This is a genomic window from Nocardioides sp. NPDC006273, assembly GCF_040613495.1.
Lineage (GTDB): Bacteria > Actinomycetota > Actinomycetes > Propionibacteriales > Nocardioidaceae > Nocardioides.
Map to the genome: position 1 here is coordinate 48,907 of NZ_JBEXSD010000023.1, position 24,723 is coordinate 73,629.

At 69.2% G+C, this 24,723-nt stretch carries 20 protein-coding genes and 1 pseudogene; 10 read left to right on the top strand and 11 right to left on the bottom strand.

What is annotated here, in order from left to right; genetic code table 11:
* The first annotated feature begins 20 nt into the window (after positions 1-20).
* From rodA to ABZZ22_RS12385, 3 genes are all read left to right on the top strand, one after another.
* A complete protein-coding gene (gene rodA, locus ABZZ22_RS12375) occupies positions 21-1,244 on the top strand; it encodes a rod shape-determining protein RodA (protein ID WP_354931362.1) in 1,224 nt (407 codons plus the stop codon).
* Between the two features lie 96 nt (positions 1,245-1,340).
* Positions 1,341-3,032 carry a S8 family serine peptidase gene (locus ABZZ22_RS12380; RefSeq protein WP_354931365.1) on the top strand — a complete coding sequence of 564 codons (1,692 nt, stop codon included), beginning with the start codon at positions 1,341-1,343 and terminating at the stop codon, positions 3,030-3,032.
* A gap of 334 nt (positions 3,033-3,366) precedes the next feature.
* Entirely contained in the window at positions 3,367-4,584 is a 1,218-nt protein-coding gene (locus ABZZ22_RS12385; RefSeq protein ID WP_354931368.1) for a S8 family peptidase, read from the top strand.
* Positions 4,585-4,773: 189 nt separating this feature from the next.
* Here the strand turns inward: ABZZ22_RS12385 and ABZZ22_RS12390 are convergent, their stop codons facing one another.
* On the bottom strand, positions 4,774-5,442 hold the full coding sequence (locus ABZZ22_RS12390; RefSeq protein WP_354931371.1) for a class I SAM-dependent methyltransferase: 669 nt from the start codon (positions 5,440-5,442) through the stop codon (positions 4,774-4,776).
* 118 nt (positions 5,443-5,560) lie between these two features.
* Between ABZZ22_RS12390 and ABZZ22_RS12395 the strand changes: the two genes are divergently transcribed.
* On the top strand, positions 5,561-7,531 hold the full coding sequence (locus ABZZ22_RS12395; RefSeq protein ID WP_354931374.1) for a TIGR03960 family B12-binding radical SAM protein: 1,971 nt from the start codon (positions 5,561-5,563) through the stop codon (positions 7,529-7,531).
* Positions 7,532-7,534: 3 nt separating this feature from the next.
* Here the strand turns inward: ABZZ22_RS12395 and ABZZ22_RS12400 are convergent, their stop codons facing one another.
* Complete coding sequence (locus ABZZ22_RS12400) at positions 7,535-7,918, bottom strand: RidA family protein (protein ID WP_354931377.1); 384 nt, start codon at positions 7,916-7,918, stop codon at positions 7,535-7,537.
* A 118-nt stretch (positions 7,919-8,036) separates the two neighbouring features.
* Here ABZZ22_RS12400 and ABZZ22_RS12405 point away from each other — a divergent pair.
* A pseudogene (locus ABZZ22_RS12405) lies at positions 8,037-8,402 on the top strand (GNAT family N-acetyltransferase); the annotation flags it as partial.
* Here the strand turns inward: ABZZ22_RS12405 and ABZZ22_RS12410 are convergent.
* Positions 8,363-8,785: a GNAT family N-acetyltransferase gene (locus tag ABZZ22_RS12410; protein WP_354931379.1), complete on the bottom strand. Its 423-nt coding sequence runs from the start codon at positions 8,783-8,785 to the stop codon at positions 8,363-8,365. The pseudogene ABZZ22_RS12405 and the gene ABZZ22_RS12410 overlap by 40 nt on opposite strands.
* Before the next feature lie 42 nt (positions 8,786-8,827).
* Positions 8,828-9,817: an endonuclease/exonuclease/phosphatase family protein gene (locus ABZZ22_RS12415; protein WP_354931381.1), complete on the bottom strand. Its 990-nt coding sequence runs from the start codon at positions 9,815-9,817 to the stop codon at positions 8,828-8,830.
* A 100-nt stretch (positions 9,818-9,917) separates the two neighbouring features.
* Here ABZZ22_RS12415 and ABZZ22_RS12420 point away from each other — a divergent pair, with 100 nt between their 5' ends.
* From ABZZ22_RS12420 to ABZZ22_RS12430, 3 genes are all read left to right on the top strand, one after another.
* Positions 9,918-10,649 (top strand): TIGR03936 family radical SAM-associated protein, encoded by a 732-nt coding sequence (locus tag ABZZ22_RS12420; protein ID WP_354931383.1) that lies wholly within the window; start codon positions 9,918-9,920, stop codon positions 10,647-10,649.
* Positions 10,650-10,673: 24 nt separating this feature from the next.
* On the top strand, positions 10,674-11,870 hold the full coding sequence (locus ABZZ22_RS12425; protein WP_354931385.1) for a winged helix DNA-binding domain-containing protein: 1,197 nt from the start codon (positions 10,674-10,676) through the stop codon (positions 11,868-11,870).
* A gap of 410 nt (positions 11,871-12,280) precedes the next feature.
* Positions 12,281-15,961, top strand: a complete 3,681-nt coding sequence (locus ABZZ22_RS12430) for an Rne/Rng family ribonuclease (RefSeq protein WP_354931387.1) — start codon at positions 12,281-12,283, stop codon at positions 15,959-15,961.
* Between the two features lie 160 nt (positions 15,962-16,121).
* On the opposite strand, the gene ABZZ22_RS12435 is transcribed toward ABZZ22_RS12430, so the two are convergent.
* From ABZZ22_RS12435 to ABZZ22_RS12460, 6 genes are all read right to left on the bottom strand, one after another.
* A complete protein-coding gene (locus ABZZ22_RS12435; protein ID WP_354931389.1) occupies positions 16,122-17,024 on the bottom strand; it encodes a DUF559 domain-containing protein in 903 nt (300 codons plus the stop codon).
* Positions 17,025-17,147: 123 nt separating this feature from the next.
* Positions 17,148-18,623, bottom strand: a complete 1,476-nt coding sequence (locus ABZZ22_RS12440; protein WP_354931392.1) for a mannitol dehydrogenase family protein — start codon at positions 18,621-18,623, stop codon at positions 17,148-17,150.
* Positions 18,620-19,456: a carbohydrate ABC transporter permease gene (locus tag ABZZ22_RS12445; RefSeq protein ID WP_354931395.1), complete on the bottom strand. Its 837-nt coding sequence runs from the start codon at positions 19,454-19,456 to the stop codon at positions 18,620-18,622. Before ABZZ22_RS12445 ends, ABZZ22_RS12440 begins: the two co-directional genes overlap by 4 nt.
* Complete coding sequence (locus tag ABZZ22_RS12450) at positions 19,456-20,415, bottom strand: sugar ABC transporter permease (protein WP_354931398.1); 960 nt, start codon at positions 20,413-20,415, stop codon at positions 19,456-19,458. Before ABZZ22_RS12450 ends, ABZZ22_RS12445 begins: the two co-directional genes overlap by 1 nt.
* A complete protein-coding gene (locus ABZZ22_RS12455) occupies positions 20,415-21,791 on the bottom strand; it encodes a sugar ABC transporter substrate-binding protein (RefSeq protein WP_354931401.1) in 1,377 nt (458 codons plus the stop codon). The genes ABZZ22_RS12450 and ABZZ22_RS12455 overlap by 1 nt, the downstream gene beginning before the upstream one ends.
* Positions 21,792-21,920: 129 nt before the next feature.
* Positions 21,921-22,703: a DeoR/GlpR family DNA-binding transcription regulator gene (locus ABZZ22_RS12460; protein ID WP_354931404.1), complete on the bottom strand. Its 783-nt coding sequence runs from the start codon at positions 22,701-22,703 to the stop codon at positions 21,921-21,923.
* Positions 22,704-22,989: 286 nt separating this feature from the next.
* On the opposite strand from ABZZ22_RS12460, the gene rplU reads away from it, so the two are divergent.
* On the top strand, positions 22,990-23,292 hold the full coding sequence (gene rplU, locus ABZZ22_RS12465; protein ID WP_354931407.1) for a 50S ribosomal protein L21: 303 nt from the start codon (positions 22,990-22,992) through the stop codon (positions 23,290-23,292).
* A gap of 36 nt (positions 23,293-23,328) precedes the next feature.
* On the top strand, positions 23,329-23,586 hold the full coding sequence (gene rpmA, locus ABZZ22_RS12470) for a 50S ribosomal protein L27 (RefSeq protein ID WP_183546768.1): 258 nt from the start codon (positions 23,329-23,331) through the stop codon (positions 23,584-23,586).
* 150 nt (positions 23,587-23,736) lie between these two features.
* Here rpmA and ABZZ22_RS12475 read toward each other — a convergent pair.
* Positions 23,737-24,723, bottom strand: a 987-nt coding sequence (locus ABZZ22_RS12475) for an LLM class flavin-dependent oxidoreductase (protein ID WP_354931411.1), incomplete at its 5' end; no start/stop codon positions are given.

Sequence of the window (24,723 nt, forward strand, 5' to 3'; positions counted from 1 at the left end):
AACGGGGTGAACCGCACAGCATGAAGAACGACGTGATGGCCTTCGTACGCCGCATCGACCTGGTCCTCCTCGGCGCGGTGCTGGTCCTGCTGTCGCTGTCGATGCTGCTGGTCTGGTCCGCGACCATCCACCGCGACGCGCTCACCGGCGGAGACACGACCGCCTATCTGCGCAAGCAGATGATCAACGTGGCCGCCGGGCTGGTGCTGATGGTGGGAGTGGTCGCCACCAACCATCGCTGGGTCCGGCTCCTGACGCCCGTGGTCTACCTGGGCGCGGTGGTCGGGCTGGTGCTGGTGCTCGTGATGGGCTCCACGATCAACGGCTCGAAGTCGTGGGTGGTCCTCGGCCCGGTCCAGGTCCAGCCCTCGGAGCTGGCCAAGCTGGCCGTGGTCATCGCGATGGCTCTGGTGCTCGCCGAGCGCAGCGAGGGTCGATGGCAGGCCCGGGTGTCCCTGGGTGACGTGATCGCGATGATCCTGGTCGCTGCGGTGCCGATCGCGCTGGTCCTGCTCCAGCCCGACCTCGGCACCACGCTGGTGCTCGGCGTGACTGTCTTCTGCGTCCTCGCGGCGGCGGGGACCCCGCGACGGTGGCTGGCCCTGCTGACGTTGATCGGCGCGTCGGCGGCCACGATCGTCGTCGCTGCCGGCGTGCTGAAGCAGTACCAGATCAACCGGTTCATGGCGTTCACAGATCCGTCGCTGGACCCTCGCGGGGCCGGCTACAACGTGCAGCAGGCGCGGATCGCGATCGGAGACGGCGGCATCTTCGGCCAGGGTCTGTTCCAGGGCTCGCAGGTCCGTGCGGGGTTCGTCCCGGAGCAGCAGACCGACTTCATCTTCACGGTCGTGGGGGAGGAGCTCGGGCTCGTCGGCTCGCTGCTGGTGATCGGTCTGATCGGGGTCGTGCTGTGGCGCGGGCTGCGGATCGCGGCGCGCACCGACGATCTCTTCGGGCGTGTGGCCGCCGCCGGGATCGTGTGCTGGCTCGGCATCCAGAGCTTCCAGAACATCGGGATGTGCCTGGGCATCATGCCCGTCACCGGCGTGCCGCTGCCGTTCCTCTCCTACGGCGGATCCTCGATGATCGCGACGCTGCTGGCGGTGGGTCTGCTGCTCGGGATCTCGGGCCGCTCGCGGCGCACCGGTCTGGACCGGTCCGGACCACTTCAGGAGCTCCGCTCGCGCGATCGCCTGCAGGTTGCTGCAGTGCGAAAAGATGCCGCGTTTCATCGAAATTAAACTCGATTACGTTCCCTTCCGGTTGCCCTACAGGGCATCCGTGTGACCCCTTGCAGTCTCAACCCGAGGCTGCTTGACGACGGGAGCAGCAAGATCATGAACCGACCCCACAGAACCCAGCGCCTCGGCGCGCTGGCTGCCGCGACGGTGACCGCCGTCGGTGCGGCTACCACCATCCTGGCCATGTCCGGCCCTGCCGCCGCAGCCGACAGCCCGGCACCGCTGATCGGTGCCGAGAAGTCGACGGCCATCGACAACTCCTACATCGTGGTGATGAAGGGCAAGGGCTCGGCCGCGAAGGCCAACGCGGCCGAAGCTCGCGCGCTCGCCAAGAAGAAGGGCGGCTCGGTGAAGTACGCCTACGACAAGGCGATCACCGGCTTCTCCGCCACACTCGACGCCGACGCGCTCGACGCGCTCCGCAACGACCCCGACGTCGACTACATCGAGGCCAACCAGAAGGTGAAGGCCAGCGGTGACCAGGCCAACCCCACGTGGGGTCTCAACCGGATCGACCAGCGCAACCTGCCACTGAACTCGAACTACCACTACGACTACACCGGGTCTGGGGTCAAGGCGTACATCCTCGACACCGGCATCCGCTCCGGGCACGCCGACTTCGGTGGCCGGGTGACCTCCGGCTACACCGCCATCGGCTCCAGCACCGAGGACGAGAACGGCCACGGCACCCACGTGGCCGGCACCGTCGGTGGTTCGACCTACGGGGTCGCCAAGGGCGTCACGCTCGTGCCCGTCCGGGTCCTCGACGCCAACGGATCCGGCACGACCGCCGGCGTGATCGCGGGTGTGAACTGGGTGACCTCCAACCACACCTCCGGTCCCGCTGTCGCCAACATGTCGCTCGGAGGCGGGGTCTCCTCGACCCTCGACTCCGCGGTCTCGAACTCCATCGCCGACGGCGTCACCTATGCCGTCGCGGCGGGCAACGACTCCGGCGCCAACGCGTGCAACGGGTCACCTGCCCGTGTCGGCGCGGCGCTGACCGTCGGCTCGACGACCAACACCGACGCCCGCTCGAGCTTCTCCAACATCGGCTCGTGCCTCGACCTGTTCGCTCCGGGCTCGTCGATCACCTCGGCATGGCACACCTCCAACACCGCGACCAACACGATCTCCGGAACGTCGATGGCGACCCCGCACGTCGCCGGTGTGGCCGCGCTCTACCTGCAGGCGAACCCGTCGGCGTCCGCGTCCTCGGTGGCCTCGGCGATCGTCTCCAACGCCACCACCGGCGTGGTGACCTCTCCCGGCACCGGTTCGCCCAACCGCCTCCTCTACTCGCTGTGGAGCGGTGGCACCGACCCGACGGACCCGCCGACCGACCCGCCGTCGGGCAACCTGCTGACCAACCCGGGCTTCGAGTCGGGCGGGACCGGCTGGAGTGCGTCCTCGGGCGTGATCGACAACTCCACGAGTGCCCCGGCGCGATCGGGCTCCTACAAGGCGTGGCTGAACGGCTACGGGACCACGCGCACCGACTCGCTCTCGCAGTCGGTGACGCTGCCCGCCACGGGCAAGACGCTCTCGTTCTACCTTCGGGTGATCTCCAACGAGACGACCACCACGACGGCCTACGACAAGCTGACCGTCAAGATCGGCTCGACGACCCTGGCGACCTACTCCAACCTGAACGAGACCTCCTCGTACACGTTGAAGTCGTTCTCCCTGGGCGCGTACGCGGGTAGGACGGTCACGCTGACGTTCACCGGCACCGAGGACTCCTCGCTCGGGACCAGCTTCCTGATCGACGACACCTCTATCGCCTGATCCAAGGCCTGACCACGCCGGGTCGCTCGCGTAATGCGAGCGGCCCGGCGTGCTGGGTTACAGACCCTTTCATGCCTTGTTTCCAGGCTGTTTACAGGTGTTCACCTGGGATATCTGCACGTTGCTGCAATGCGATGAGTTGGGTCGTTACGAGCACTACGTAACGTGATTACGTGGTTGACCGAACGCTTCGGGTTGCGGCCGTAGGGAGGGCGCAGGGCGTTCGGCCGGCACGTGTGAGGGCTGCACGGGGAACCACCTACAGGCAGTTCCCGAGTCCGGTGCAATGAATGGTTGTGGCCCCATCGGGCCGCACGATGACGGGAGTCAGAACGTGTGCCGAACCATCAAGAACCGGGCCTTCAAGGCGCCGGCAGTCATCTCCGCCGTAGCTGTCGGAGCAGCAGCCTCGGCGATCGCCTTCACCGTCCCGGCCGGCGCCGCGGACGGTCCGGCACCGCTGCGCGGCGCGGACGCCTCGACCGCAATCGAGGGTCAGTACATCGTCGTGATGAAGAAGCAGGGTCGCAGCGACGTGGCGAAGTCTGAGGCCAAGTCGGTCCGCAGCGACGCCCGTGACGCGGGCGGCGACGTACGGGAGGTCTACAACACGGCGTTCAACGGCTTTTCGGCCTCGCTCGACAAGGACGCGCTCGCCGAGATCCGCGACAACCCGGACGTCGCCTACGTGCAGGCCAACCACCGCTACACCACCCAGGGGGATCAGGCCGATCCGACCTGGGGCCTCGACCGGATCGACCAGGCCGCGCTGCCGCTCGACAAGAACTACCACTACGAGCAGACCGGTGCGGGCGTGACCGCCTACATCATCGACACGGGCGTCGCGACCGACCACTCGGAGTTCAGCGGCCGGATCGGTGCGGGCTTCGACGCCGTCGACGGGGACACCGACGCGGCCGACGGCAACGGCCACGGCACCCATGTCGCGGGCACCGTCGCCGGCACCACCTACGGCGTGGCCAAGGAGGCCACGATCGTTCCGGTCCGCGTCCTCGACGACCAGGGCTCCGGCACCACCGAGGGCGTCGTCGCGGGCATCGAGTGGGTCACGGAGAACCACACCGATGGCCCGGCCGTCGCCAACATGTCGCTCGGCGGAGGCAACGATCCCGCCCTCGACGCGGCCGTCCAGGCCTCGATCGCCGACGGTGTGACCTACGCCGTCGCGGCCGGCAACGAGAGCGCCGACGCCTGCGGCTCATCGCCCGCTGCCGTCCCGGAGGCGATCACCGTCGGTGCCACCGACGACTCCGACGCCACCGCGAACTTCTCCAACACCGGTGAGTGCCTCGACATCTTCGCGCCGGGCGTCGACATCACCTCCGCCTGGAACGACGGCTCGACCAACACCATCTCGGGCACGTCGATGGCGACCCCCCATGTCGCCGGCGCCGCCGCCCTCTTCCTCGAGGCGAACCCCTCGGCCACCCCGGCCGACGTCGCCACGGGCCTGCTCGGCGCCGCCACTCCTGACGTGGTCACCAACCCGGGCACTGGTTCCCCGAACCTGCTGCTCACCACGCTGTTCTGAGTCCGGGCCTTGCCTGACGCTTGCGTCAGGCAAAAGGCGAGGAGATCGAGCGAGCACACGGCCGAGCTCGCGAGGCCGTGACTGCGGGTCGAGATCCACCTGAGAGCGTTGGGGCCGCCCGGGAGGGGGCGGCCCCAACGCCTATTTCTCGAGCAGCTCTCGTGTCACAGGCGTACCGGTTCCGGTCCGTTACGCCGGCTTGGTCCAGGCGATGGTGTGCCGGAACCCGAGACGGTGCCGGATCGAGGCGCCCGGCATGACGTCGGCGAGGACGCCCCGCAGCTCGGCGAACGACATCGTCGGGTCCTTGACCGGGAAAGCCGGCTGCCGCGCGCTGCCAGCGCTGGGCCAGGGATGCTTCACGTAGCCGATCGCGGGGTTCGTCACCATCGAGGCGAGGTCCCACAGGTGGTCGGTGACGTCCTGAGGAGGAGCGAGACCTACTGCCAGGAACCGCCCGCCCGGTTCGAGGATGTCACGCACCTGCTCGAGGGCGTCGGCGACGTCGAGATGATGCAGGACGGCGACCATCGTGACCAGGTCGACCGGGCCGTCGATCCAGGTGCCGTCGTGGATGACGACGTTGGGAAGGCCGGTGCAGCGGGTGGCGGCCTGCCCCCGCATGGCGCCGTCTCGATCGGTGCCGTGGACCGTCGTGAACCTCGGCGAGAGCGCGGCCAGCAGCCCGCCCCGGCCGCAACCCACGTCCAGCGCGGTGCGTCGCCGGGCGGGGAGGTTCGCCAGGACCCAGCTGTGGAAGTGGTCGTTGTGGCTCCAGGGGTGACGCGCGTTGAGCGTCGCCACCGCCTCCGAGAGGACGCCCCCGGCGAACTGTTTCGACCATGTTCGCAATGCCATGGCGCCATTCTTACCCGCGGACGTCGGGGAGATCGCCCGGCGACGCGAGGTTTGGTGGGGGAGTCAGGGGGCGGCGTACGCTTGGCGTTGATCGTTCCCGAGCTTTGAGGTGCCCATCGTGACCGTCGCCCAGAGCGACCTCGTTCCTGAATCCGTGTTCCCCCGGCTGGAGCCGCGCCTGGCGCTGGTGTCCAAGCCGATCCAGTACGTCGGCGGGGAGCTCAACTCGACCGTCAAGGAGTGGAACGACGTCGAGGTGCGCTGGGCGCTGATGTACCCCGACGCCTACGAGGTCGGCCTGCCCAACCAGGGTGTCCAGATCCTCTACGAGGTGCTCAACGAGCGTGACTGGATCGCCGCGGAGCGCACCTACGCGGTGTGGCCGGACCTCGAGAAGATCATGCGCGAGGGCGACGAGCAGGGCCCGATCCCGCAGTTCACCGTCGACGCCCACCGCCCGGTGAAGGCGTTCGACCTGTTCGGGCTCTCGTTCTCGACCGAGCTCGGCTACACCAACATGCTCAACGCGCTCAGCCTCGCCGGCATCCCGCTGCACGCGGTCGACCGCGGCGACGACGACCCGGTGGTGCTCGCCGGCGGCCACGCCGCGTTCAACCCCGAGCCGATCGCCGACTTCCTCGACGCTGCCGTGCTCGGCGACGGCGAGGAGGTCGTGCTCAAGATCTCCGAGGTCGTGCGCGAGTGGAAGCAGGACGGTCGCCCCGGCGGGCGCGACGAGCTGCTGCGGCGGCTGGCTGTCTCCGGTGCCGTCTACGTCCCGAAGTTCTACGACGTGAACTACGCCGCCGACGGCCAGATCGACGCGGTGGTGCCCAACCGCCCCGACATCCCGTGGCGGGTCAAGAAGCACACCCTGATGGACCTCGACGCCTGGCCCTACCCGCGCAACCCGCTGGTGCCGCTGGCCGAGACCGTCCATGAGCGGTTCTCGGTGGAGATCTTCCGCGGCTGCACCCGCGGTTGCCGCTTCTGCCAGGCCGGGATGATCACCCGTCCGGTGCGTGAGCGCTCGATCAAGACCATCGGCGACATGGTCGAGAACGGCATCCGGAAGTCCGGCTTCGAGGAGGTCGGACTGCTCTCGCTGAGCTCCGCCGACCACACCGAGATCGGTGACGTCGCGACCGGCCTGGCCGACCGCTACGAGGGCTCCAACGTCTCGCTGTCGCTCCCGTCGACGCGCGTCGACGCCTTCAACATCACGCTGGCCAACGAGTTCTCCCGCAACGGCCGTCGCTCCGGCCTGACGTTCGCGCCCGAGGGCGGCTCGGAGCGGATGCGCAAGGTCATCAACAAGATGGTGACCGAGGAGGACCTGATCCGCACCGTCGGCGCCGCCTACTCCCACGGCTGGCGCCAGGTGAAGCTCTACTTCATGTGCGGTCTGCCGACCGAGACCGACGAGGACGTCCTCCAGATCGCCGAGCTCGCGAAGAAGGTCATCGCGAAGGGCCGCGAGGTCTCGGGCCGCAACGACATCCGCTGCACCGTCTCGATCGGTGGCTTCGTACCCAAGCCGCACACCCCCTTCCAGTGGGCCTCCCAGCTCGACCACGAGACCACCGACGTACGCCTCCAGAAGCTGCGCGACACGGTCCGCTCCGACAAGAAGTTCGGCCGGGCGATCGGGTTCCGCTACCACGACGGCAAGCCCGGCATCGTCGAGGGCCTGCTGTCGCGAGGCGACCGCCGGGTCGGCCGGATCATCGAGCAGGTCTGGCGCGACGGCGGCCGCTTCGACGGCTGGAGCGAGCACTTCTCCTACGACCGCTGGATGTCCGCCGCGGAGAAGGGCCTGGAGGGCACTGGCGTCGACCTCGACTGGTACACCACCCGCGAGCGTGAGTACGACGAGATCCTTCCCTGGGACCACCTCGACTCCGGTCTCGACAAGGACTGGCTCTGGGCCGACTGGGAGGACGCCCTCGCTGTCGCCAACGGCGAGGACATCGAGGTCGAGGACTGCCGCTGGACGCCTTGCTACGACTGTGGCGTGTGCCCGGAGATGGGGACCGACATCCAGATCGGCCCCACGGGTCAGAAGCTGCTCCCGCTGTCCGTGGTGTAGCGCTCAGCTGATCGCGGCGGTCGCCTCGATCTCGATGAGCGCGTCGGGGCGGAAGAGGCCGGAGACCTGGACCAGCGAGCTGGCGGGCGGATGCCCGACGTCGACGAACTCGTCGCGTACGCGCCGGATCATCGGCAGCTCGGTGGTGGAGACGACGAAGTAGGTCAGCTTCACCACGTCTGCCCAGGTGGCGCCGGCCGCAGCCAGCGCCACGCCGAGGTTGGCGAAGGTCTGCCGGGTCTGGGCCTCCCAGCCGTAGGCCACGGTGCCGTCGGCGGCCATGCCCACCTGCCCGGAGATCACCACCAGTCTGGCGCCGGGGTCGGTGATCACCAGGTGGCTGTAGCCGGCGGGGGCGGGAAGGTCCTCGGGGGACACGAAATCCATTGGCCGAAGGTAGACCCGGCTTCGCAGACGCGCGAATGATTACTTCTGCGGCCAGGTTCTGCTCTGTGAGCGAGACCTTTGACGTACGTCTGGCCGGGCCTGGGTCGAGGAGCGCTTCGACGAGCGGATGCTCAAGGCGCGCGAGCAGCGGCTGACCTGGCTCAGCCGCGTCGGTGGTGAGCCGGCGGGCATGGTCAACATGCTGATCTTCACCCGGATGCCGAAGCCGGGCCAGGAGCGACCGTCGCGCTGGGGCTACCTGGCCAACTTCTGCGTTCTGCCCGAGCACCGCAACAGCGGTCTCGGCGCCGAGATGCTCACCGCCCTCACCGACCAGGCGGACGCGGAGGGATTCGTACGCGTCGTGCTGAGTCCCAGCGAGAAGTCGATCCCGTTCTACGAACGGGGCGGGTTCCGGGCGGCGTACGACCTGATGGTCCGGCCTCAGCCGACCGGGCGGACCCAGCGGCGCCAGTCCTCCTGAGGCTCGTAGCCCAGGCTCTTCCACAGCGACTGTCCCAGCTCGTTGTCCTCCAGGACCATCGCGTCGACCCGGCTCGCGCCGAGGGCGACGAGACGGTCCTCTGCGTGGGCCAGGAGCCGGCGGGCGAGCCCTCGGCGGCGTATGTCGGGGTGGACCGCCAGCCGATAGAGGTGCGCACGCCAGCCGTCCCACCCGGAGATCAGCGAGCCGACGACACGTCCCTCCGGGGTGACCGCAATCGTGCAGGCGTCGGGGTCGCGCGCGATCAGCGCCTCCACCTTCGCCTGGGAGTCGGCCGGCCGCGAGTCGTTCTCCGCCGCCACCTCCCACAACCCGATCAGCGCAGGTACATCAGATATGACGGCAGGACGAAGCTCGATCACGGCCGGAAGTCTCTCACGCGAAAACCTGGGCCTGCGCCGCACTCAGCAGTCCGCGGCGCCGCGCATCGAGAAGTCGATGGTGACGGCGTGGTGGTCGGACAGCCGGGTGGGGGAGACGCGGCCGTCGCCGGCGGCCAGCCAGGAGTTGGGGAGCAGGTAGTCGACGCGGCCGCCGCCGTCATGGCTGGCCCCGAGAGCAGCGCCGGCGTCGGTCAGCGTGGCCAGGGCGGTGCCGAGGACGCCGGAGCCGGAGCCGGCGTTGAGGTCGCCACCGAGGAGCTTGGCGCCGTCGTAGGCGTTCACCTTGGCCATCACCGCGCCGATCTGGGTCTGTCGGAGCGAGTCGGAGGTGTGGTCGAGGTGGGTGTTGAAGACGACCAGTCGCTGGCCCTCGACGATGATGTTCGCCCGCAGCAACCCGCGCTGCTCCTTGCCGCCGCGGTTGGGCAGGTGGGTGTTGTCGTAGCCGTCGATGGGGAAACGCGACAGGATCGCGGTGCCGTAGCCGCCGCGGTCGGTGATCCAGTCGTTGGCGCCGAAGACGGACTGCATCCCCAGGTGCGAGGCGATGATCGCCGGCTGGTCGACGTTGCCCGAGCGTCGGCGGTTCTTGTCGATCTCCTGCAGGAGTACGACGTCGGCGCCGGCCGCGCGGATCACGTCGGCGATGCCACCGAGCTCGCCGGGAGAGACCTTGCCGCCCTTGATGTTGAAGGTCATCACGCTCAGGTTGCGCGGGACCGCGCACGGGTCGATCTTCGGCTTCTTCGGGATCTTGTCGATCGTGGGCGGGGCCTTGAACGTCTTGAACTTCGGCAGCGGCTCAGGCTCAGCGGACGGGGTGGCCTCGAGCGGCTCGGCGCTCGGCGAGGGAGGGTCGTCAGAGACATCGGCGGAGGCCTGCCTCGAGTCGCCCAGTCGGGGAGCGAGGACGGTGAGGGCGGCGATGGCGCCGACGGTGAGGACAACCGCAAGGATCGGCAACAGCTCTTTGAGGCGTACCGAGAACTGCCTGCTTCTGTGGTGGCTCACCGCGGAAGTCTCCCATTTTTCGTACGCGAACCGTTACCGCCAATTGGTTTCCCGTTCGCCGGATGGGCGATCGCGCCCCATGGCAGACATAATCGACCCCGTGCGTCAACAGCCCGAACAGCAGGCCCCGCCGGTCCAGCGTCTCCGCATCCGCTACGCCAAGCGAGGCCGGCTCCGGTTCACCAGTCACCGCGACTTCAGCCGCGCCTTCGAGCGCGCGGTCGCACGGGCCCGGATCCCGGTGGCCTACTCCTCGGGGTTCAACCCGCACCCGCGGATCTCCTACGCCGGCGCGGCGCCGACGGGAGCGGCGAGTGAGGCCGAGTACGTCGAGCTGGGGCTGCGTGAGGTCGTCGACCCGGCCACGACGAAGGCTGCCCTGGACGAGGTCATGCCCGACGGTCTCGACCTGCTCGACGTCGTCGACACGGCGACCTCGCCCAAGGGTGCGCTGGCCGACCTGCTCACCGGCAGCGAGTGGATCATCGACCTCCCGACGACCCTTGAGGACGCCGCCGCGGCTGTCGAGGCGTTCGTCGGAGCCGAAGAGGTCATCGTGTCCCGGATGACCAAGAAGGGCCTGCGTGAGTTCGACGCCCGGGCCGCGGTCGTACGCCTCGTCGCGACGCCCCGTCAGGGCGGCGGCTCACGGTTGGAGCTCGTGCTCAAGCACGGCACCCCGGCCGTACGCCCCGACGACGTAGTCACCGGCCTGGAGCGCATCGGTGGGCTGAAGGTGGGTCCCGAGCACGGCGGGCTCCCGCTGCTGACCCGGCTCACCCAGGGCGTCTTCGACGAGGAAACCGGCACGATCGGCGACCCGCTCCACTAACCTGCCGTCGATGAGGTTCTGCCGATGAGAACGGTCACCGACCGCGAACGCCGGGCGAGGCTGGCCCGCCGGCACGGGCTCGCCCCCGGCCACAGGTATACCGACGTGGCCGCCGCGACGCAGGCGATGACCGCCTGGCACGCGACCGAGGCGGCCACGGTCCACCTCGCGCTGCACGCGCGGGTGCACGACCTCCGGGTCGAGGACGTCGAGCGCGCGCTCTACGAGGAGCGCTTGTTGGTCAAGCAGCTGGCGATGCGGCGGACGCTCTTCGCCTTTCCGCGAGACCTGCTCCCGGCCGCCTTGGGTAGCGCTTCGGCACGGGTGGCGGCCCAGGAGGAGAAGAACCTCCACAAGTGGCTGACGGCGGGTGGCGTCGACGAGGACCAGGACGCCTGGATCGAGAAGGCGTACGCGGCGACGCTGGCTGTGCTCGCCGACGGTGAGCCGCGGACGACGACCGAGCTGCGTGAGCTGGTGCCGGAGCTCGACGTCCGGTTCCGGATGGGCGCGCCGGACAAGAAGTGGGGCGGGGAGTTCGCGATCGGCCGCTGGGTGATCGGCACCCTCGCCGCGCAGGGGCGACTGGTGCGGGCGAACAACATCGGCCACTGGCGACTGAACAAGCCGGCCTGGACCCTGGCGGAGACGTGGCTGGGCGAGGCGCCCGCTCCGCTTGCCGCCACGGAGGGGTACGCAGCCCTCGTCCGCCGCTGGCTGGGCACCTTCGGCCCCGGCACCGAGACCGACCTGGTCTGGTGGCTCGGCTCCACGAAGACGGCGGCGCGGGCCGCGCTCGCCGAGGTGGGGGCCGTGCAGGTCGGGCTCGAGGACGGCGGCCTCGGCTGGGTGCTTCCCGACGACCCGATCGTCACCACGCCCGAGCCCGAGATCGAGCCGTGGGCAGCGTTGACGCCCACCCTCGACCCCACCGTCATGGGTTGGAAGGAGCGCGGCTTCTATCTGGATGCCGACGACGTGGCGTACCTCTTCGACACCAACGGCAACGCCGGCAACACCGCCTGGTGGGACGGCCGGATCGTGGGAGCGTGGGCGCAGGACGAGGCCGGCCGGGTGCGGCCGATCGTTCGCCACGACATCGGCGATGCCGGACGGAAGGCGCTGGAGGCCGAAGCGGCGCGCCTCACCGAGTGGCTCGACGGTGTCGTGATCGTGAACGTCTACAAGTCGCGCCAGATGAAGGAAGCGAAGCTTCCCTGAGCCTCGATCGATGTCCGGATATCGGTCTGTCGACAGGGTGTATGCGATACTCCGAGACGACTGCTCAAACATTCGGGCCCGACCCGAGGAATGAACAGTCCGACGACGCCTCGCCGGCGTGGGTCCTCCGGGATCGCACTCCGGCACGCAGGAGGTAGGTCGCCGCCAGACCGCGACGCAGGCCTAGCAGGTCAGTGAGAGCGACTCGCCCGGGAAGGTCCCGGACGGCCGAGCGACCGCGGCAGGTGACGAACCGCCGCTTGTGACGCACCGCAGCGGAGGATGCCGCCGCCCTGACAAGCTTTGCGCCGCGACGCGGCTGCTACGTGGAAAGTTCGATACTGCGCAGCGCCCGTTTCCCGGCACCTGACTATCCGGCATCTGTGAAGGTCCCGGATGAGGAGAACGGCATGGCCGACGAGACCACTGTCGAGAACACCGAGAACGGCGCTGAAACGGCGCAGACTCCGGTGACCGACAACCCCACCACCCCCACGACCGACGCGGAAGCGACCGGCGAGACTGCTCCGGCGAAGAAGACCGCGGCGAAGAAGACCACGCGCAAGCGCACCACCAAGAAGGTCTCCGCTCCGGCAGAGGCCGCCGAGGCGCCCGCCGCCGAGGCCGCCGAGACCGTCGAGGCCGCTGACGCCCCCGCGAAGAAGGCTGCGGCGAAGAAGACGACCCGCAAGCGTACGACCAAGAAGGTAGCCGCTCCGGCGCCGGCCGAGGTCGAGACCGCTGCTGAGGCCACCGCCGCACCCGAGGGCGAGACCCCCGAGACTCCCGCCGAGACCGTCGAGGCTCCGGCCAAGAAGACCGCGGCGAAGAAGACCACTGCCAAGAAGGCAGCCACGAAGAAGTCCACCGCCAAGAAGGCCGCTCCGGTCGTCGAGCCCGTCGAGGCCCCTGCGGCCGGCGCCGCCGACGAGACCGACGAGGCGACCGAGGCCGAGCAGGCCGGTCCGGTGGCTCCCGCGGTGCTGTTCCAGCCGCCGACCAAGACGACCACCCGGCGACGTACCCGTAAGACGGCCGAGCCCGAGCCCGTCGAGACGAGCGAGGGAGTAATCGCGCGAAGCGCGAAGGAGCCTGTCAAGGCCGCCGAGACACCCGCCGTGGACGAGCCGCAGGTCACCGAGCCCGCCGCCGAGCCCGCCAAGGAGGCCGCCAAGGAGGAGACTCCGGCCCGCTCCCGCCGGCGCAACGGCCGCAGCGCCGCGCCGGCCGAGGAGAAGGCCGCCGACGAGCAGACCGAGGCTGCCGCCGAGTCCGAGGCCGCCACTGACACTGGGTCCGACACCGAGTCCGAGACCGCGTCCGACGAGAGCTCCGCCGACGACGGTGAGGGTGGCGGCAACGGCCGTCGTCGTCGCCGCCGTGGCGGCCGTCGTCGTCGCAAGGGCGCCAACGGTGATGACGGCTCCGACGTCGACTCCGAGAGCAAGTCCGAGGACGCCGAGGCCGAGAACGACGAGACCGGCAAGGACTCCGACGCCGAGCAGCAGGGCGAGGGCGGCACGTCCCGTCGTCGTCGCCGCCGCCGTCGGGCCGGCGAGGCCTCGGGCGACGGCGGGGACGACCCGGAGAACACCGTCACCAAGGTCCGTCAGAGCCGCACCGGCGACGACCAGATCACCGCGCTGGCGGGTTCGACCCGTCTGGAGGCCAAGAAGCAGCGCCGCCGTGAGGGCCGCGAGGCCGGTCGCCGTCGTGCCCCGATCGTGAGCGAGGCCGAGTTCCTGGCTCGCCGCGAGTCGGTCGAGCGGGTCATGGTGATCCGCGAGCGCGAGGACCTGACCCAGATCGCCGTCCTCGAGGACAAGGTGCTCGTGGAGCACTACGTCGCCCGCGAGTCGCAGACCAGCCTGATCGGCAACGTCTACCTGGGCCGCGTCCAGAACGTGCTGCCGAGCATGGAGGCCGCGTTCATCGACATCGGCAAGGGCCGCAACGCCGTGCTCTACGCCGGTGAGGTCAACTGGCCCTCGCTCGGCTGGAAGGAGGGCCAGCCCCGCAAGATCGAGTCGGTGCTGACCTCCGGTCAGAAGGTGCTCGTCCAGGTGACGAAGGACCCGGTCGGCCACAAGGGCGCCCGCCTGACCTCGCAGATCTCGCTGGCCGGCCGATTCCTGGTCTACGTGCCCGACGGCACCACCTCCGGCATCTCCCGCAAGCTGCCCGACACCGAGCGCAACCGCCTCAAGACCCTCCTGAAGGAGATCGTCCCCGACACGGCCGGCGTGATCGTACGCACCGCCGCGGAGGGTGCCGCAGAGGACGAGCTGACTCGCGACGTCGAGCGCCTCAAGGCCCGCTGGGAAGACATCGAGAAGAAGGCCGGCGGCAACGGCCCGCAGCTTCTCTACGGCGAGCCCGACCTCACCTTGAAGGTCGTCCGCGACCTGTTCACCGAGGACTTCGCCAAGCTGGTCATCGCCGGCGACTCGTCGTGGGAGACCGTCAAGGACTACGTCCAGTCGGTGGCTCCCGACCTCGAGGAGCGGGTGGAGAAGTACGACGGCGACGTCGACGCCTTCGCTGCTTACCGGATCGACGAGCAGATCGCGAAGGGCCTGGACCGCAAGGTCTGGCTGCCCTCGGGTGGATCACTGATCATCGACCGCACCGAGGCGATGACCGTCGTCGACGTCAACACCGGCAAGTTCACCGGCTCCGGGGGCAACCTGGAGGAGACGGTCACCAAGAACAACCTCGAGGCTGCCGAGGAGATGGTCCGCCAGCTCCGGCTGCGCGACATCGGCGGCATCATCGTCGTCGACTTCATCGACATGGTCCTCGAGTCCAACCGTGACCTGGTGCTCCGTCGCCTGGTCGAGTGCCTGGGCCGCGACCGGACCCGTCACCAGGTCGCCGAGGTCACCTCGCTGGGCCTGGTGCAGATGACCCGTAAGCGGATCGGCACCGGCCTGCTCGAGGCCTTCTCCGAGAACTGTGAGGCCTGCGCCGGCCGTGGTCTCGTGATCCACGAGCACCCGGTCGAGGCCGGCAAGTCCTCCGGCGTCGCGCCCGACGAGCCGCGCTCGCGTCGTCGCGGCGGTCGAGGCGCCAAGGGCAAGGGCAAGGACGAGGCGGGCAACGAGTCTCGTACGGAGGCCGCGGAGGAGTCCGCCAAGGCGCCCTCGCCCGCCGAGTTCGCCGCCATGGCCAAGCAGAGCGAGGCCGCTGCTGCGGTCGCCGAGTCTGCCGAGGCCACGCCCGAGGTGGAGACCGTCGAGCCCGCCGCGGTGGTCGAGCCTGCCGAGACCCCCAAGGTCACGACCCGTACGCGTTCCCGTCGGTCCAGGGCGTCGAAGTCGGACGAGCCTGTGGTGGCCGAGACCGTCGAGGAGGTCGAGCCCACCCCCGAGGCGGCCGAGACCACCCCCGCGGAGGCCGAGCCGCCGAAGGTCACAACCCGTACGCGTTCCCGCCGGTCCAAGGCATCGGCCCCGGCCGAGTCCAAGCCTGAGTCCAAGCCTGAGTCCAAGCCTGAGTCCAAGCCTGAGTCCAAGCCTGAGTCGCCGACCGAGACCCCGGTCGAGCCCGCGGCTGAGCCCGAGGCCCCCAAGGTCACCACTCGGACCCGCACCCGCCGTACCGCGACGACCGGTCGTCCGGTCCTGGCTGCCGTCGTCGGCAGCTCGTCCGTCAAGGAGCCGAAGCCGGAGCCCGTGGCGCCGAAGCCGACGCCCGCCGAGCCGACGCCCGCCGAGCCGACGCCCGCCGAGCCGACGCCCGCCGAGCCGACGCCCGCCGAGCCGGTCGCCGCAGAGCCGGTCGCCGAGGCGCCCGCTCCCGTGGCCCCGGCCGAGCCTGAGGTGACCCAGCCCGAGGCGACCCAGCCCGAGGTCGCCGACGTGGCACCGGTGAAGGCCGAGCCGATCGACTCCAAGCCGAAGGTGGTCACCCGGCAGCGCCGCGGTGCCCGCCGCGAGGTGGTGACCACCGGCGAGGGCGCGGTGATGACCGCGGCCAAGTCCGAGGCACCGGTCGTCAGCAATGGCGCCGCCTCGACCCCGGCTCCCAAGGTCGTGACCCGCACCCGCGGTGGCGCCAGCCGGGACACCAAGCAGTCGGACGACAGCTGACGTAGGCCACGAAGCCCCGGCTCCCGCACCAGCGGCAGCCGGGGCTTCGCCCTTCCCGCCGAGAAGGTAGAAGTGGCGTGCCGAGAAGTGACTTCTGGTGGACGAAAGTAGAGTTTTCGGCGCCCAGAGCTACTGACTCGGCGAGGGCGAGGTGGAGCGACTATCCACGCGAGACGGTCTGACGCCCGAGGCGTTCGACGACTCGCTCGACCTGGCGTCGTACGTAGTCCGGTCTCTGCATCACGTCCTCCCAGACGAAGCGGAGGACGGTCCAGCCGCGCGCGACCAGGTCGGTGTAGCGGCGGATGTCGCGCCGGAACGGCTCCTCTCCGGAGTGGTAGGCCCAGGATTCGCACTCGATGAGTAGCTTCAGGCGGGCATCGACGAGGTCGCCGTACTGCTCCGCACCTGCCTCGCTGAATCCCAGGTCGCCTTGGGGCTCGACGGAGAGACCGGCGATCGGGAGCACGATCGCCCTGGTCACGGACTCGAACGCATTCGCGGCCCGGTGGTCGGCGGCGGTGACGACATCCAGAGCCCGCTGCCGTCCGGTGCGCGGCAACGTCTCGGCTGCGGCGACCAGCTCCTTGCGGGTCAGTCCGGTGACCAGTCCATCGCGCAGCGCCGAGTCGGCAACGCACAGCGCCTCGTCGAACAGGAGCTGCCGGGCGCAGTCCACGACGGTCTGGGCGCGGGAGGTGATCGCGCCTGGGCCGACGGCGTCGCTGGGTAGATCGCGGCGGCGTACGACCACACCTGGTCGCGCCTTGCGCGAGCTGTTGCGCGGCACGGTCACCTCGATCTCGGTGGGCTCATGCTTCAGCGACCAGCCCCACACACGCGCCGCGCTGAGCCCGGAGACGACTCCGCCGAGCGCGAGTGCGGCCGACTTGTCGTCCGGAAGTCCGGGAAGCGCCACCCGGGCGCCGGTGAGAGCGACGAGCCTTCCTGCTGAAAGGGCGGTGTCCAGCTCGTCACGCAGTCCCAGGTCGAGCAGCTCTTTGCGGGTGATTGCCCCGCCACGTATGCGGAGGACGTCTGTCAGGGCAGGGGCGGCGCACACAGTTCACCTCGAGGGTCGACGTTTGGGCAGGTCGGCTGCCGGCATGAGATCAACCTGGTGCATCGATGCACACGGTTCAACCTCAATTCGGCCCCAACCCGCCCAGACCGCACGAACTGTGTGTCAGGCCTCCCAAGCCTCGAGAGTCTTGCGCGCGCCGACCGCGTGCAACGACGCCAGCGCCTCGCCGTACGGCTCGGTGAACTCAGGGGAGTCGACGAGGTCGCCGAAGAGGTCGGGGTCGCGGAGGAAGGCGAGCGGGTCGTCGCGCTGTGCGATCGCGCGGCCCATCACCTCGGACCGGCGCCGGTCGACGATGTCGATCGGCGCGCCCTGCTCGTCGACGCCCTCGGCGTAGCGGGCCCAGGAGGCGACGACGAGCGCCGATCGGCGCACCGAGCCTCCCGAGGCGAGCTGAGCCGAGACGACGGGTACGAGCCACTTGGGGATCCGGTCGGAGCTCTCGGCGCACAGCCGGGCCAGGGTGTCGCGGATGTGGGGGTTGGCGAAGCGGGAGATCAGCTCCCGTTGGTAGGCCGCCAGGTCCACTCCGGGCACCTCGGGCAGGGTCGGGGTGGCCTCCTGCGACATGTAGCCGAGCAGGAAGTCGACGAAGAGCGGGTCGGCGCAGACGTCGTGGGCGTAGCGGTAGCCGGAGAGGTAGCCGAGGTAGCACAGCGCCTGATGGCTGGCGTTCAGCAGCCGCAGCTTCATCAGCTCGTAGGGTTCGACGTCCGGCACCACCTCCACCCCGACCTGCTCGAACGGCGGCCGACCCTGCGGGAAGTGGTCCTCGAGCACCCACTGCGAGAAGGGCTCGCTGACCACCGGCCAGGCGTCCTGGATCCCGAACCGCCAGCCGACCTCCTCGACGTCGGCATCGGTGGTCGCAGGCGTGATCCGGTCCACCATCGAGCTCGGGAAGGCCACCTCGGCTGCGATCCAGTCGCCCAGATCCGGGTCGCGCAGGGACGCGAACGCCGACACCATCGCGCGGGCGACCTCGCCGTTGCCGGCGATGTTGTCGCACGACATCACCGTGAACGGAGCGACCCCGGCGGCACGACGGCGCGCCAGCGCCTCCACCACGTAGCCGAACGCGGTCGTCGGGGCCGCCCCCGGCTGCAGGTCGGCCTGGATCCCGGGGTCGGAGGCGTCGAAGCCACCGGTCGCCTGGTTGACGTGGTAGCCGCCCTCGGTGATGGTCAGCGACACGATCCGGATCCGCGGGTCGGTGAGCAAAGCCAGCACGGCCTCGGGAGAGTCGGGCGCGAAGAGGTAGTCGATGATCGAGCCGATCACCCGCCCGTGCACGCCCCCGTCCGGGGCCCGCTCGAGGAGCGTGTAGAGGTGGTCCTGGGCGGCGAGCGCGTCCCGCATGCGTACGTCCTGGGGCATCAGCCCCACGCCGACGATGCCCCAGTCGCGGACGCCCGAGGCCAGCAGGTCGTCGACGTAGCGCGCCTGATGGGCGCGGTGGAAGCCACCGACCCCGAGATGCACGATCCCGGGCGTGACGGCGGTCCGGTCGTACGCGGGGACGGCAACGGCTGCGGAGAGCTCGCCGAGCCTGGCCGTCGTGAGTCGCGCCTCGGTCATTTGACCGCCCCCAGGGAGAGTCCCTGGACGAGCTTGTCCTGGGCGGCGAAGCCGGCGATGAGCACGGGCAGCGAGATCAGCGTCGCCCCCGCGGCCAGCTCGGCGAGGTAGGCGTGCTCGGTCTGGATCAGGGTGTTCACGTAGACCGGGCCGGTCTGCGCGGCGACGCTGGTGAGCACCTTGGCGTAGAGCTGCTCGTTCCAGGCGAAGATGAAGCAGATCAGCGAGGTGGCCGCGACGCCCGGCATGGCGATCGGGGCCACGATTCGGGTCAGGATGCGGAATGTGCTGGCGCCGTCGATCGAGGCCGCCTCGATGATGGCCGAAGGCACCTCGACCAGGAACGAGCGCATCATCCAGACCGCGATCGGCAGGTTCATCGCGGTGTAGATCAGGATCAGGATGATCACGTTGTCAGGCATGTTGATGACCTTCGTCGTGAACAGGTAGAGCGGAAGGATGCCCGCGACCATCGGCAGCATCTTGGTCGAGAGGAAGAAGAACATCGCGTCCGACCACCTCCGCACCGGCTTGATCGCCAGGGCGTACGCGGCGGGGATGGCCAGGGCGAGCACCAGCAGCGTCGAGAGCACGCTGGTGATCACGGAGTTGATCAATGCCGGCGTGATCGGGTTCGCCGAGCTGAACAGGCCGGCATAGTTGTCCAGGGTCAGCGGGGCACCCCAGCTTGGCGGATAGGTCTGGGCGTCCTGCGGTGCGTGCAGCGAGGTCAGGACCATGTAGAGGATCGGGATCACGAAGATGATGCCGATCAGCCACGCCGCGAGCGGGATGACGATCTTCGCCACCCGGCGCCGGTTCCATGTACGCATCAGCTCTCCTCCTCGAGCAGGGACGACACCACGCGCAGCGCGAAGGTCGCGATGATCAGCGATCCGATGACCACGACGACGCCGAGGGCCGAGGCGACGCCGTAGTCCTTGGCCGAGTAGAACGTCTCGTAGACGGCGAACGGGACGTTGGTGGAGTTCAGGCCGCCGGTCATCCCCAGGACCGAATCGAAGTTCTGGACGATGAAGATCGTGCCGAGCACGATCGAGAGCTCCAGATAGCGGCGTACGTGGGGGAGCGTCATGTGCACGAACGTCTGCCACCCGTTGCAGCCGTCGATGCTCGCCGCCTCCAGCACCTCCGGATCCTGCGACTGCAGACCGGCGAGCAGGATCAGCATCATGAACGGCGTCCACTGCCAGATCAGCTCGATCTCGATGGCGAGCTTGGGATGGTCGGTGAGGAACGCGATGTTCTGAGCGTCTGGGACCCCGAGCTGACCGAGCACGCCGTCGACCAGGCCGAACCCGGTCATCAGGATGCCGTTGCCCCAGAAGACCGCGGCCGCGATCGGCACGATCAGGAATGGCGCGATCATCATCGTGCGCACCAGGCCGCGGCCGATGAACGCGTGGTTGAGGAGCAGCGCGATCCCGAGGGCGAGCAGGGCGCTGACCCCGACGACGACCACCGTGATCTCGATCGTGTTCAGGACGGCCGTGCGGTAGGCCGGCGTCGTGAACACCGTCTTGAAGTTGTCGAAGCCGGCGAAGCTGCGCTCCGGGGCGTCGGGCTGGGCGCTCCAGCTCATGAACGACATCACCAGCGTCGCGACGAACGGCAGCTGCGTCACCACGATCAGGAAGATCAGCGCCGGCAGCAGAGGCGCGCGCAGCTTCCAGGACTCGCGGCCCCACTTCTTGTACGCCGCGGGCGGTCGCGTCGCCGTCGGCTCGGTCGGCTCCGCAGCTGCGGGAGGTGGTGCGGTCACGGCGGCCATCACTGCTTCTCCTTCTGGACGTCGCCGTAGGCCTGGGCGAGCGACTGGCATCGGTCGAGGGCCGCGTCGGTGGTCTTCGATCCCGAGATGGCGCTCGAGAGCTGCTTGGCGCACTCGGTGCCGAAGTCGGTGAAGCTCGGGACCCCGACGAACTGGATGCCGGTGTAGGGCCGCTTCTGGACCCCGGGGTTGTCGGCCTGGGCGTTCTTGATCGCGTTCATGGTCGGTGTCGCGAAGGAGCCGGCCACCTCGAGGTACTCGGGGTTCTCGTAGGTCGACGCGCGCTTGCCGGCCGGGACGTTGGTCGGGCCGCCGGTGTCGTTCTCGGTGTCGGCCATCACCAGCTCCTCGTACTCCTTGCTGGAGGCCCAGGCGACGAACTCCTTGGCGTCCTCCTGGTGGCGAGAGGCCTTCTGGATCGCCCAGGCCCAGGTGTAGAGCCAGCCCGCGTTCTCGGTCTGGTCGTGCGGGGCGGCGACGTAGCCGACCTTCCCCTTGACCGGCGACTCGGGCGCTTCCAGCGACCCGGCGCCGGAGGTGGCGTCGTACCACATCGCGACCTTGCCCTGCTGCATGGCGTTGAGGCACTGCGGGAAGCTGAAGGTCGCGGCGCCGGCCTCGCCGTGCTCGCGGACCAGGTCGACGTAGAAGTTGGCGGCCTTCTTGAAGCCGCCCTTGTTGACCTGGGCGTCCCAGTCCTCGTCGAACCAGGTGCCGCCCATGGTGTTGACCACGGTCGTGATCGAGGCGAGGTTGTCTCCCCAGCCGGCCAGGCCGCGCAGGCAGATCCCGCGCATGTCCGGCTCGGCATCGTTGATCTTGGCGGCGAAGCCGGCGACCTGGTCCCAGGTCGGCTCGGCCGGCATCTCGAGGCCGTGCTTCTCGAAGAGGTCCTTGCGGTACATCAGGAACGACGACTCGCCGTAGAACGGCTGTCCGTAGACCTTGCCGTTGGCCGAGAGCGCCTCGGTCATGGGGGTGAGGATGTCGTCCTGGTCGAACTCGGGGTCGTTGGCGATGCTCTCCATGTCCGAGATCCAGCCGGCTTCGGCGTAGTAGGGGATCTCGAAGTTGGACAGCGTCGCCACGTCGTAGATCCCGGACTGGTTGGCGAACTCGGTGCTGGCGGTGTCGCGCATGTCCTGCTCGACCTTGACCACGAAGTTCACCTCGATCCCGGTCTCCTCCGTGAAGTGCTCCGCGGTGAGCTCCTGGAGCTCGAGCATCTGTGGGTTGTTGACCATCAGCACCGTGATGCTGTGCTCGCCCGCGCTCGTGCCGCCGGCGCCGAGCCCGCCCGTCCCGCAGGCCGTCAACAAGACCGTGGCCAGTGAGAGCGCTATGAGCGCTGCGGAGGTCCGTCTCCGTGCCCGCATCTTCTGCCTCCTCGCAGTGTGACTGTCGTCACCGACCACGATGGCGCAATTTCGGCCGGACCCCCTAGCCCGGTCGACGTGCCCGGAGGGCCCGGTTGCTGCCCGATCTCGGGCCCATCTCTCGGGCCCTCAGGCCCGGACGACCCTCGGCCCGAGCGCCGCGAACCGGCGTGCCTCGGAGGCCGAGAGCTCGGTGCCGGTGATGAGCAGCTCGAAGTCGCGTACGCCCGCGAAGCGGCACAGGCTGGAGGCCCCGAACTTGGTGTGGGCGCCGAAGAAGATCCGGCGGCGGGAGCGCTCGATGGCGGCACGCTTGACCGCGGCCACCGACGGGTCCTGAGTGGTGAGGCCCTGCTCCCGGGAGATCCCGTTGGCGCCGATGTAGGCCAGGTCGATCACCAGGTCGGCCAGCATCCGGGTCGCCCACTGGTCGACGACGCCGCGGGTGATGGTGCGGACGCGCCCGCCCAGGACGATCACGGTGAGGTCCGGGTCGGCGGAGAGTCGCGTGGCCACCGGCAGTGACGGGGTGATGATCGTCGCCGGTCCTTGGCCGAAGAGCTCCTCGGCCAGGAACTGCGGCATGGTGCCCTCGTCGATGTAGATCGTCTCCGCGCCGCGCCGGTGCTGGAGGGCGGCCCGCGCGATCCGGTGCTTCTCGTCGACGTCGCGGCCCGCCCGGAACTCGAGCGAGGTCTCGAAGCTGCCGCTCTCCAGGGCGACCGCACCGCCGTAGACCCGCTCCACGACGCCGCGGTCGGCGAGCACCTTGAGGTCGCGCCGGATCGTCTCGACGCTCACCCCGAGATCGGGGGCGAGGTCGGTGACGGACACTCGCCCGGCCGCGCGTGCGCGCGCAAGGATCTCCTCCTGCCTGGCCTGGTTCGTGTGCGCCGGTTCGGTCGGTGTCATGAGCGCATCATGCCCGCAATCCTGCCCGGTTCGCAGAGGACCGGGTCGAACCGGGCGCCCGGTTGGCCAGATCGTGGCCCTCGGGTGCACAATGTTCCCGGCATCGTCCAAGCGGACGGTGTCGCGGCGTTTTGCGGCTACCTGGCCGCGTACGTAAGATTGAATCTCGGCGTGCGCAGTGCGCCGTTCCTGCAGGCATCTGCTGGCACCTATCGCTTCGGGGTCCGGTCTGCTTTGCCGCGGGGCGACACAAGACTTTGAGTTCGGAGCAATGAAGGAGACCGCGGTGTACGCGATCGTGAAGGCTGGCAGCAAGCAGCAGAAGGTCGTTGTCGGCGACGTCATCGAGATCGACCGCCTCGACGGCGAGGCCGGTGGTGCGATCTCGCTGCCCGTGGTCATGCTCGTCGACGGTGAGACCGTCACCACGACCGGCCTCGACAAGGCCTCTGTCGCTGCTGAGATCGTCGGTGCCTCCAAGGGCCCGAAGATCATCATCCAGAAGTACAAGAACAAGACCGGCTACAAGAAGCGCCAGGGTCACCGTCAGAAGTACACCCAGGTCAAGGTCACCGCGATCAACGCCTGATTCCGGCGTTCTAGAGACACCTAAAGGACTGAGAAGATGGCACACAAGAAGGGTGCAGCAAGCACCAAGAACGGTCGCGACTCCAACGCCCAGCGCCTCGGTGTGAAGCGTTTCGGTGGCCAGGTCGTCGGCGCCGGCGAGATCATCGTCCGCCAGCGTGGCACCCACTTCCACCCCGGCACCAACGTCGGCCGTGGCGGTGACGACACCCTGTTCGCCCTGCAGCCGGGCGCGGTCGAGTTCGGCAAGCGCCGCGGCCGCCGGGTGATCAACATCGTCCCGGCTGACGCCTGAGCCACGCCTTTCGAAGGGCCCTCCCCGCAAGGGGGAGGGCCCTTCGGCGTCTTCGGGTGTTCCTTCGTCAAGGTATGCAGACGAAGGAACACATCCCGTGCGGAGCTCCGCTGGGGATGTACGCCTTGACCTGCATACCTTGACGACGGATCAGAGGTCGGCCGCGCGCTCGGCGATCGCTTCGAAGACCTGCTGCGAGAGCTCCCAGCGGGTCCCGGCACGGGGCCAGTGGAGCGCGATGTCGGTGATCCCGATCTCGGCGTAGGCGCTGGCGAGGTCCTCGAACGCGTCCGCAGACTCGGTCCACGGCTCGTCGGTGAACCCGGACATGAAGAGCTTCGGCATCGCGGCGTAGTCCCGACCGGCCTTCTCGCAGGCCTCACGGAGCATGTCGAGCCGTTGGGCGACGTACGCCTTCGGGTCCTCGCCACCCGGGTTGGCGATCCAGCCGTCACCGACCTCGGCGGCGAGCCGGATCCCGCGGGGGCCGTTGCCGGCCAGCCACAGCGGCGTACGAGGCTGCTGGACCTGGCCAGGGGAGACGGTGACCTCTCGGGTCTGCCAGTGCTCGCCGTCGATCGTGACCGGCGACTCGCGCAGCAGCCGGTCTACGGTGCGGGTCCACTCCGCGAACCGGTCGGCGCGCTCGCGAGGCGTGAACTCCAGCCCGAGCACGTCTCCGTCTGAGGTGTGGTCGTCGCCGCCGGCGCCGATGCCGATCGTCACGCGCCCACCCGAGATGCGGTCCAGGCTGCGGATCGCCGCGGCGGTCGGGATCGGCGTACGGAAGTTGGGGGTGGTCACCAGCGTCCCGAGCCGGATCGTCGAGGTGAGGGCCGCGGCGGCCGCCATCGACGTGAACGCCTCCTCCCACGGGCTGTGCCCACGCCAGGCCAGATGGTCATAGACCCAGGCCGTCTCGAACCCGAGCTGCTCGGCCTGAACCCATCGCTCGCCCATCGCCGGCCAGTCCTCGATCGGCCACATCACTGTTCCTACTCGCATGGCGTCAAACCTACCCAGGCCGAGTCGGCGCATCCGACCCCTCTCGCCGTCCTCCTCGAAGCCCTCGAAGACCTGGGGCTGCGCCAGGGCGGCGATCTCCAGCTCGTAGAAGTCGAGCGGGGCGGTGCACAG

Coding starts and splice junctions, on each gene's coding strand:
- ABZZ22_RS12455 (WP_354931401.1), bottom strand. CDS start 21,791: ATGCGGGCACGGAGACGGACCTCCGCAGCGCTCATAGCGCTCTCACTG.
- ABZZ22_RS12445 (WP_354931395.1), bottom strand. CDS start 19,456: ATGCGTACATGGAACCGGCGCCGGGTGGCGAAGATCGTCATCCCGCTC.
- ABZZ22_RS12430 (WP_354931387.1), top strand. CDS start 12,281: ATGGCCGACGAGACCACTGTCGAGAACACCGAGAACGGCGCTGAAACG.
- ABZZ22_RS12460 (WP_354931404.1), bottom strand. CDS start 22,703: ATGACACCGACCGAACCGGCGCACACGAACCAGGCCAGGCAGGAGGAG.
- rpmA (WP_183546768.1), top strand. CDS start 23,329: ATGGCACACAAGAAGGGTGCAGCAAGCACCAAGAACGGTCGCGACTCC.
- ABZZ22_RS12425 (WP_354931385.1), top strand. CDS start 10,674: ATGAGAACGGTCACCGACCGCGAACGCCGGGCGAGGCTGGCCCGCCGG.
- ABZZ22_RS12400 (WP_354931377.1), bottom strand. CDS start 7,918: ATGGATTTCGTGTCCCCCGAGGACCTTCCCGCCCCCGCCGGCTACAGC.
- ABZZ22_RS12380 (WP_354931365.1), top strand. CDS start 1,341: ATGAACCGACCCCACAGAACCCAGCGCCTCGGCGCGCTGGCTGCCGCG.
- ABZZ22_RS12390 (WP_354931371.1), bottom strand. CDS start 5,442: ATGGCATTGCGAACATGGTCGAAACAGTTCGCCGGGGGCGTCCTCTCG.
- rodA (WP_354931362.1), top strand. CDS start 21: ATGAAGAACGACGTGATGGCCTTCGTACGCCGCATCGACCTGGTCCTC.
- ABZZ22_RS12450 (WP_354931398.1), bottom strand. CDS start 20,415: ATGGCCGCCGTGACCGCACCACCTCCCGCAGCTGCGGAGCCGACCGAG.
- ABZZ22_RS12440 (WP_354931392.1), bottom strand. CDS start 18,623: ATGACCGAGGCGCGACTCACGACGGCCAGGCTCGGCGAGCTCTCCGCA.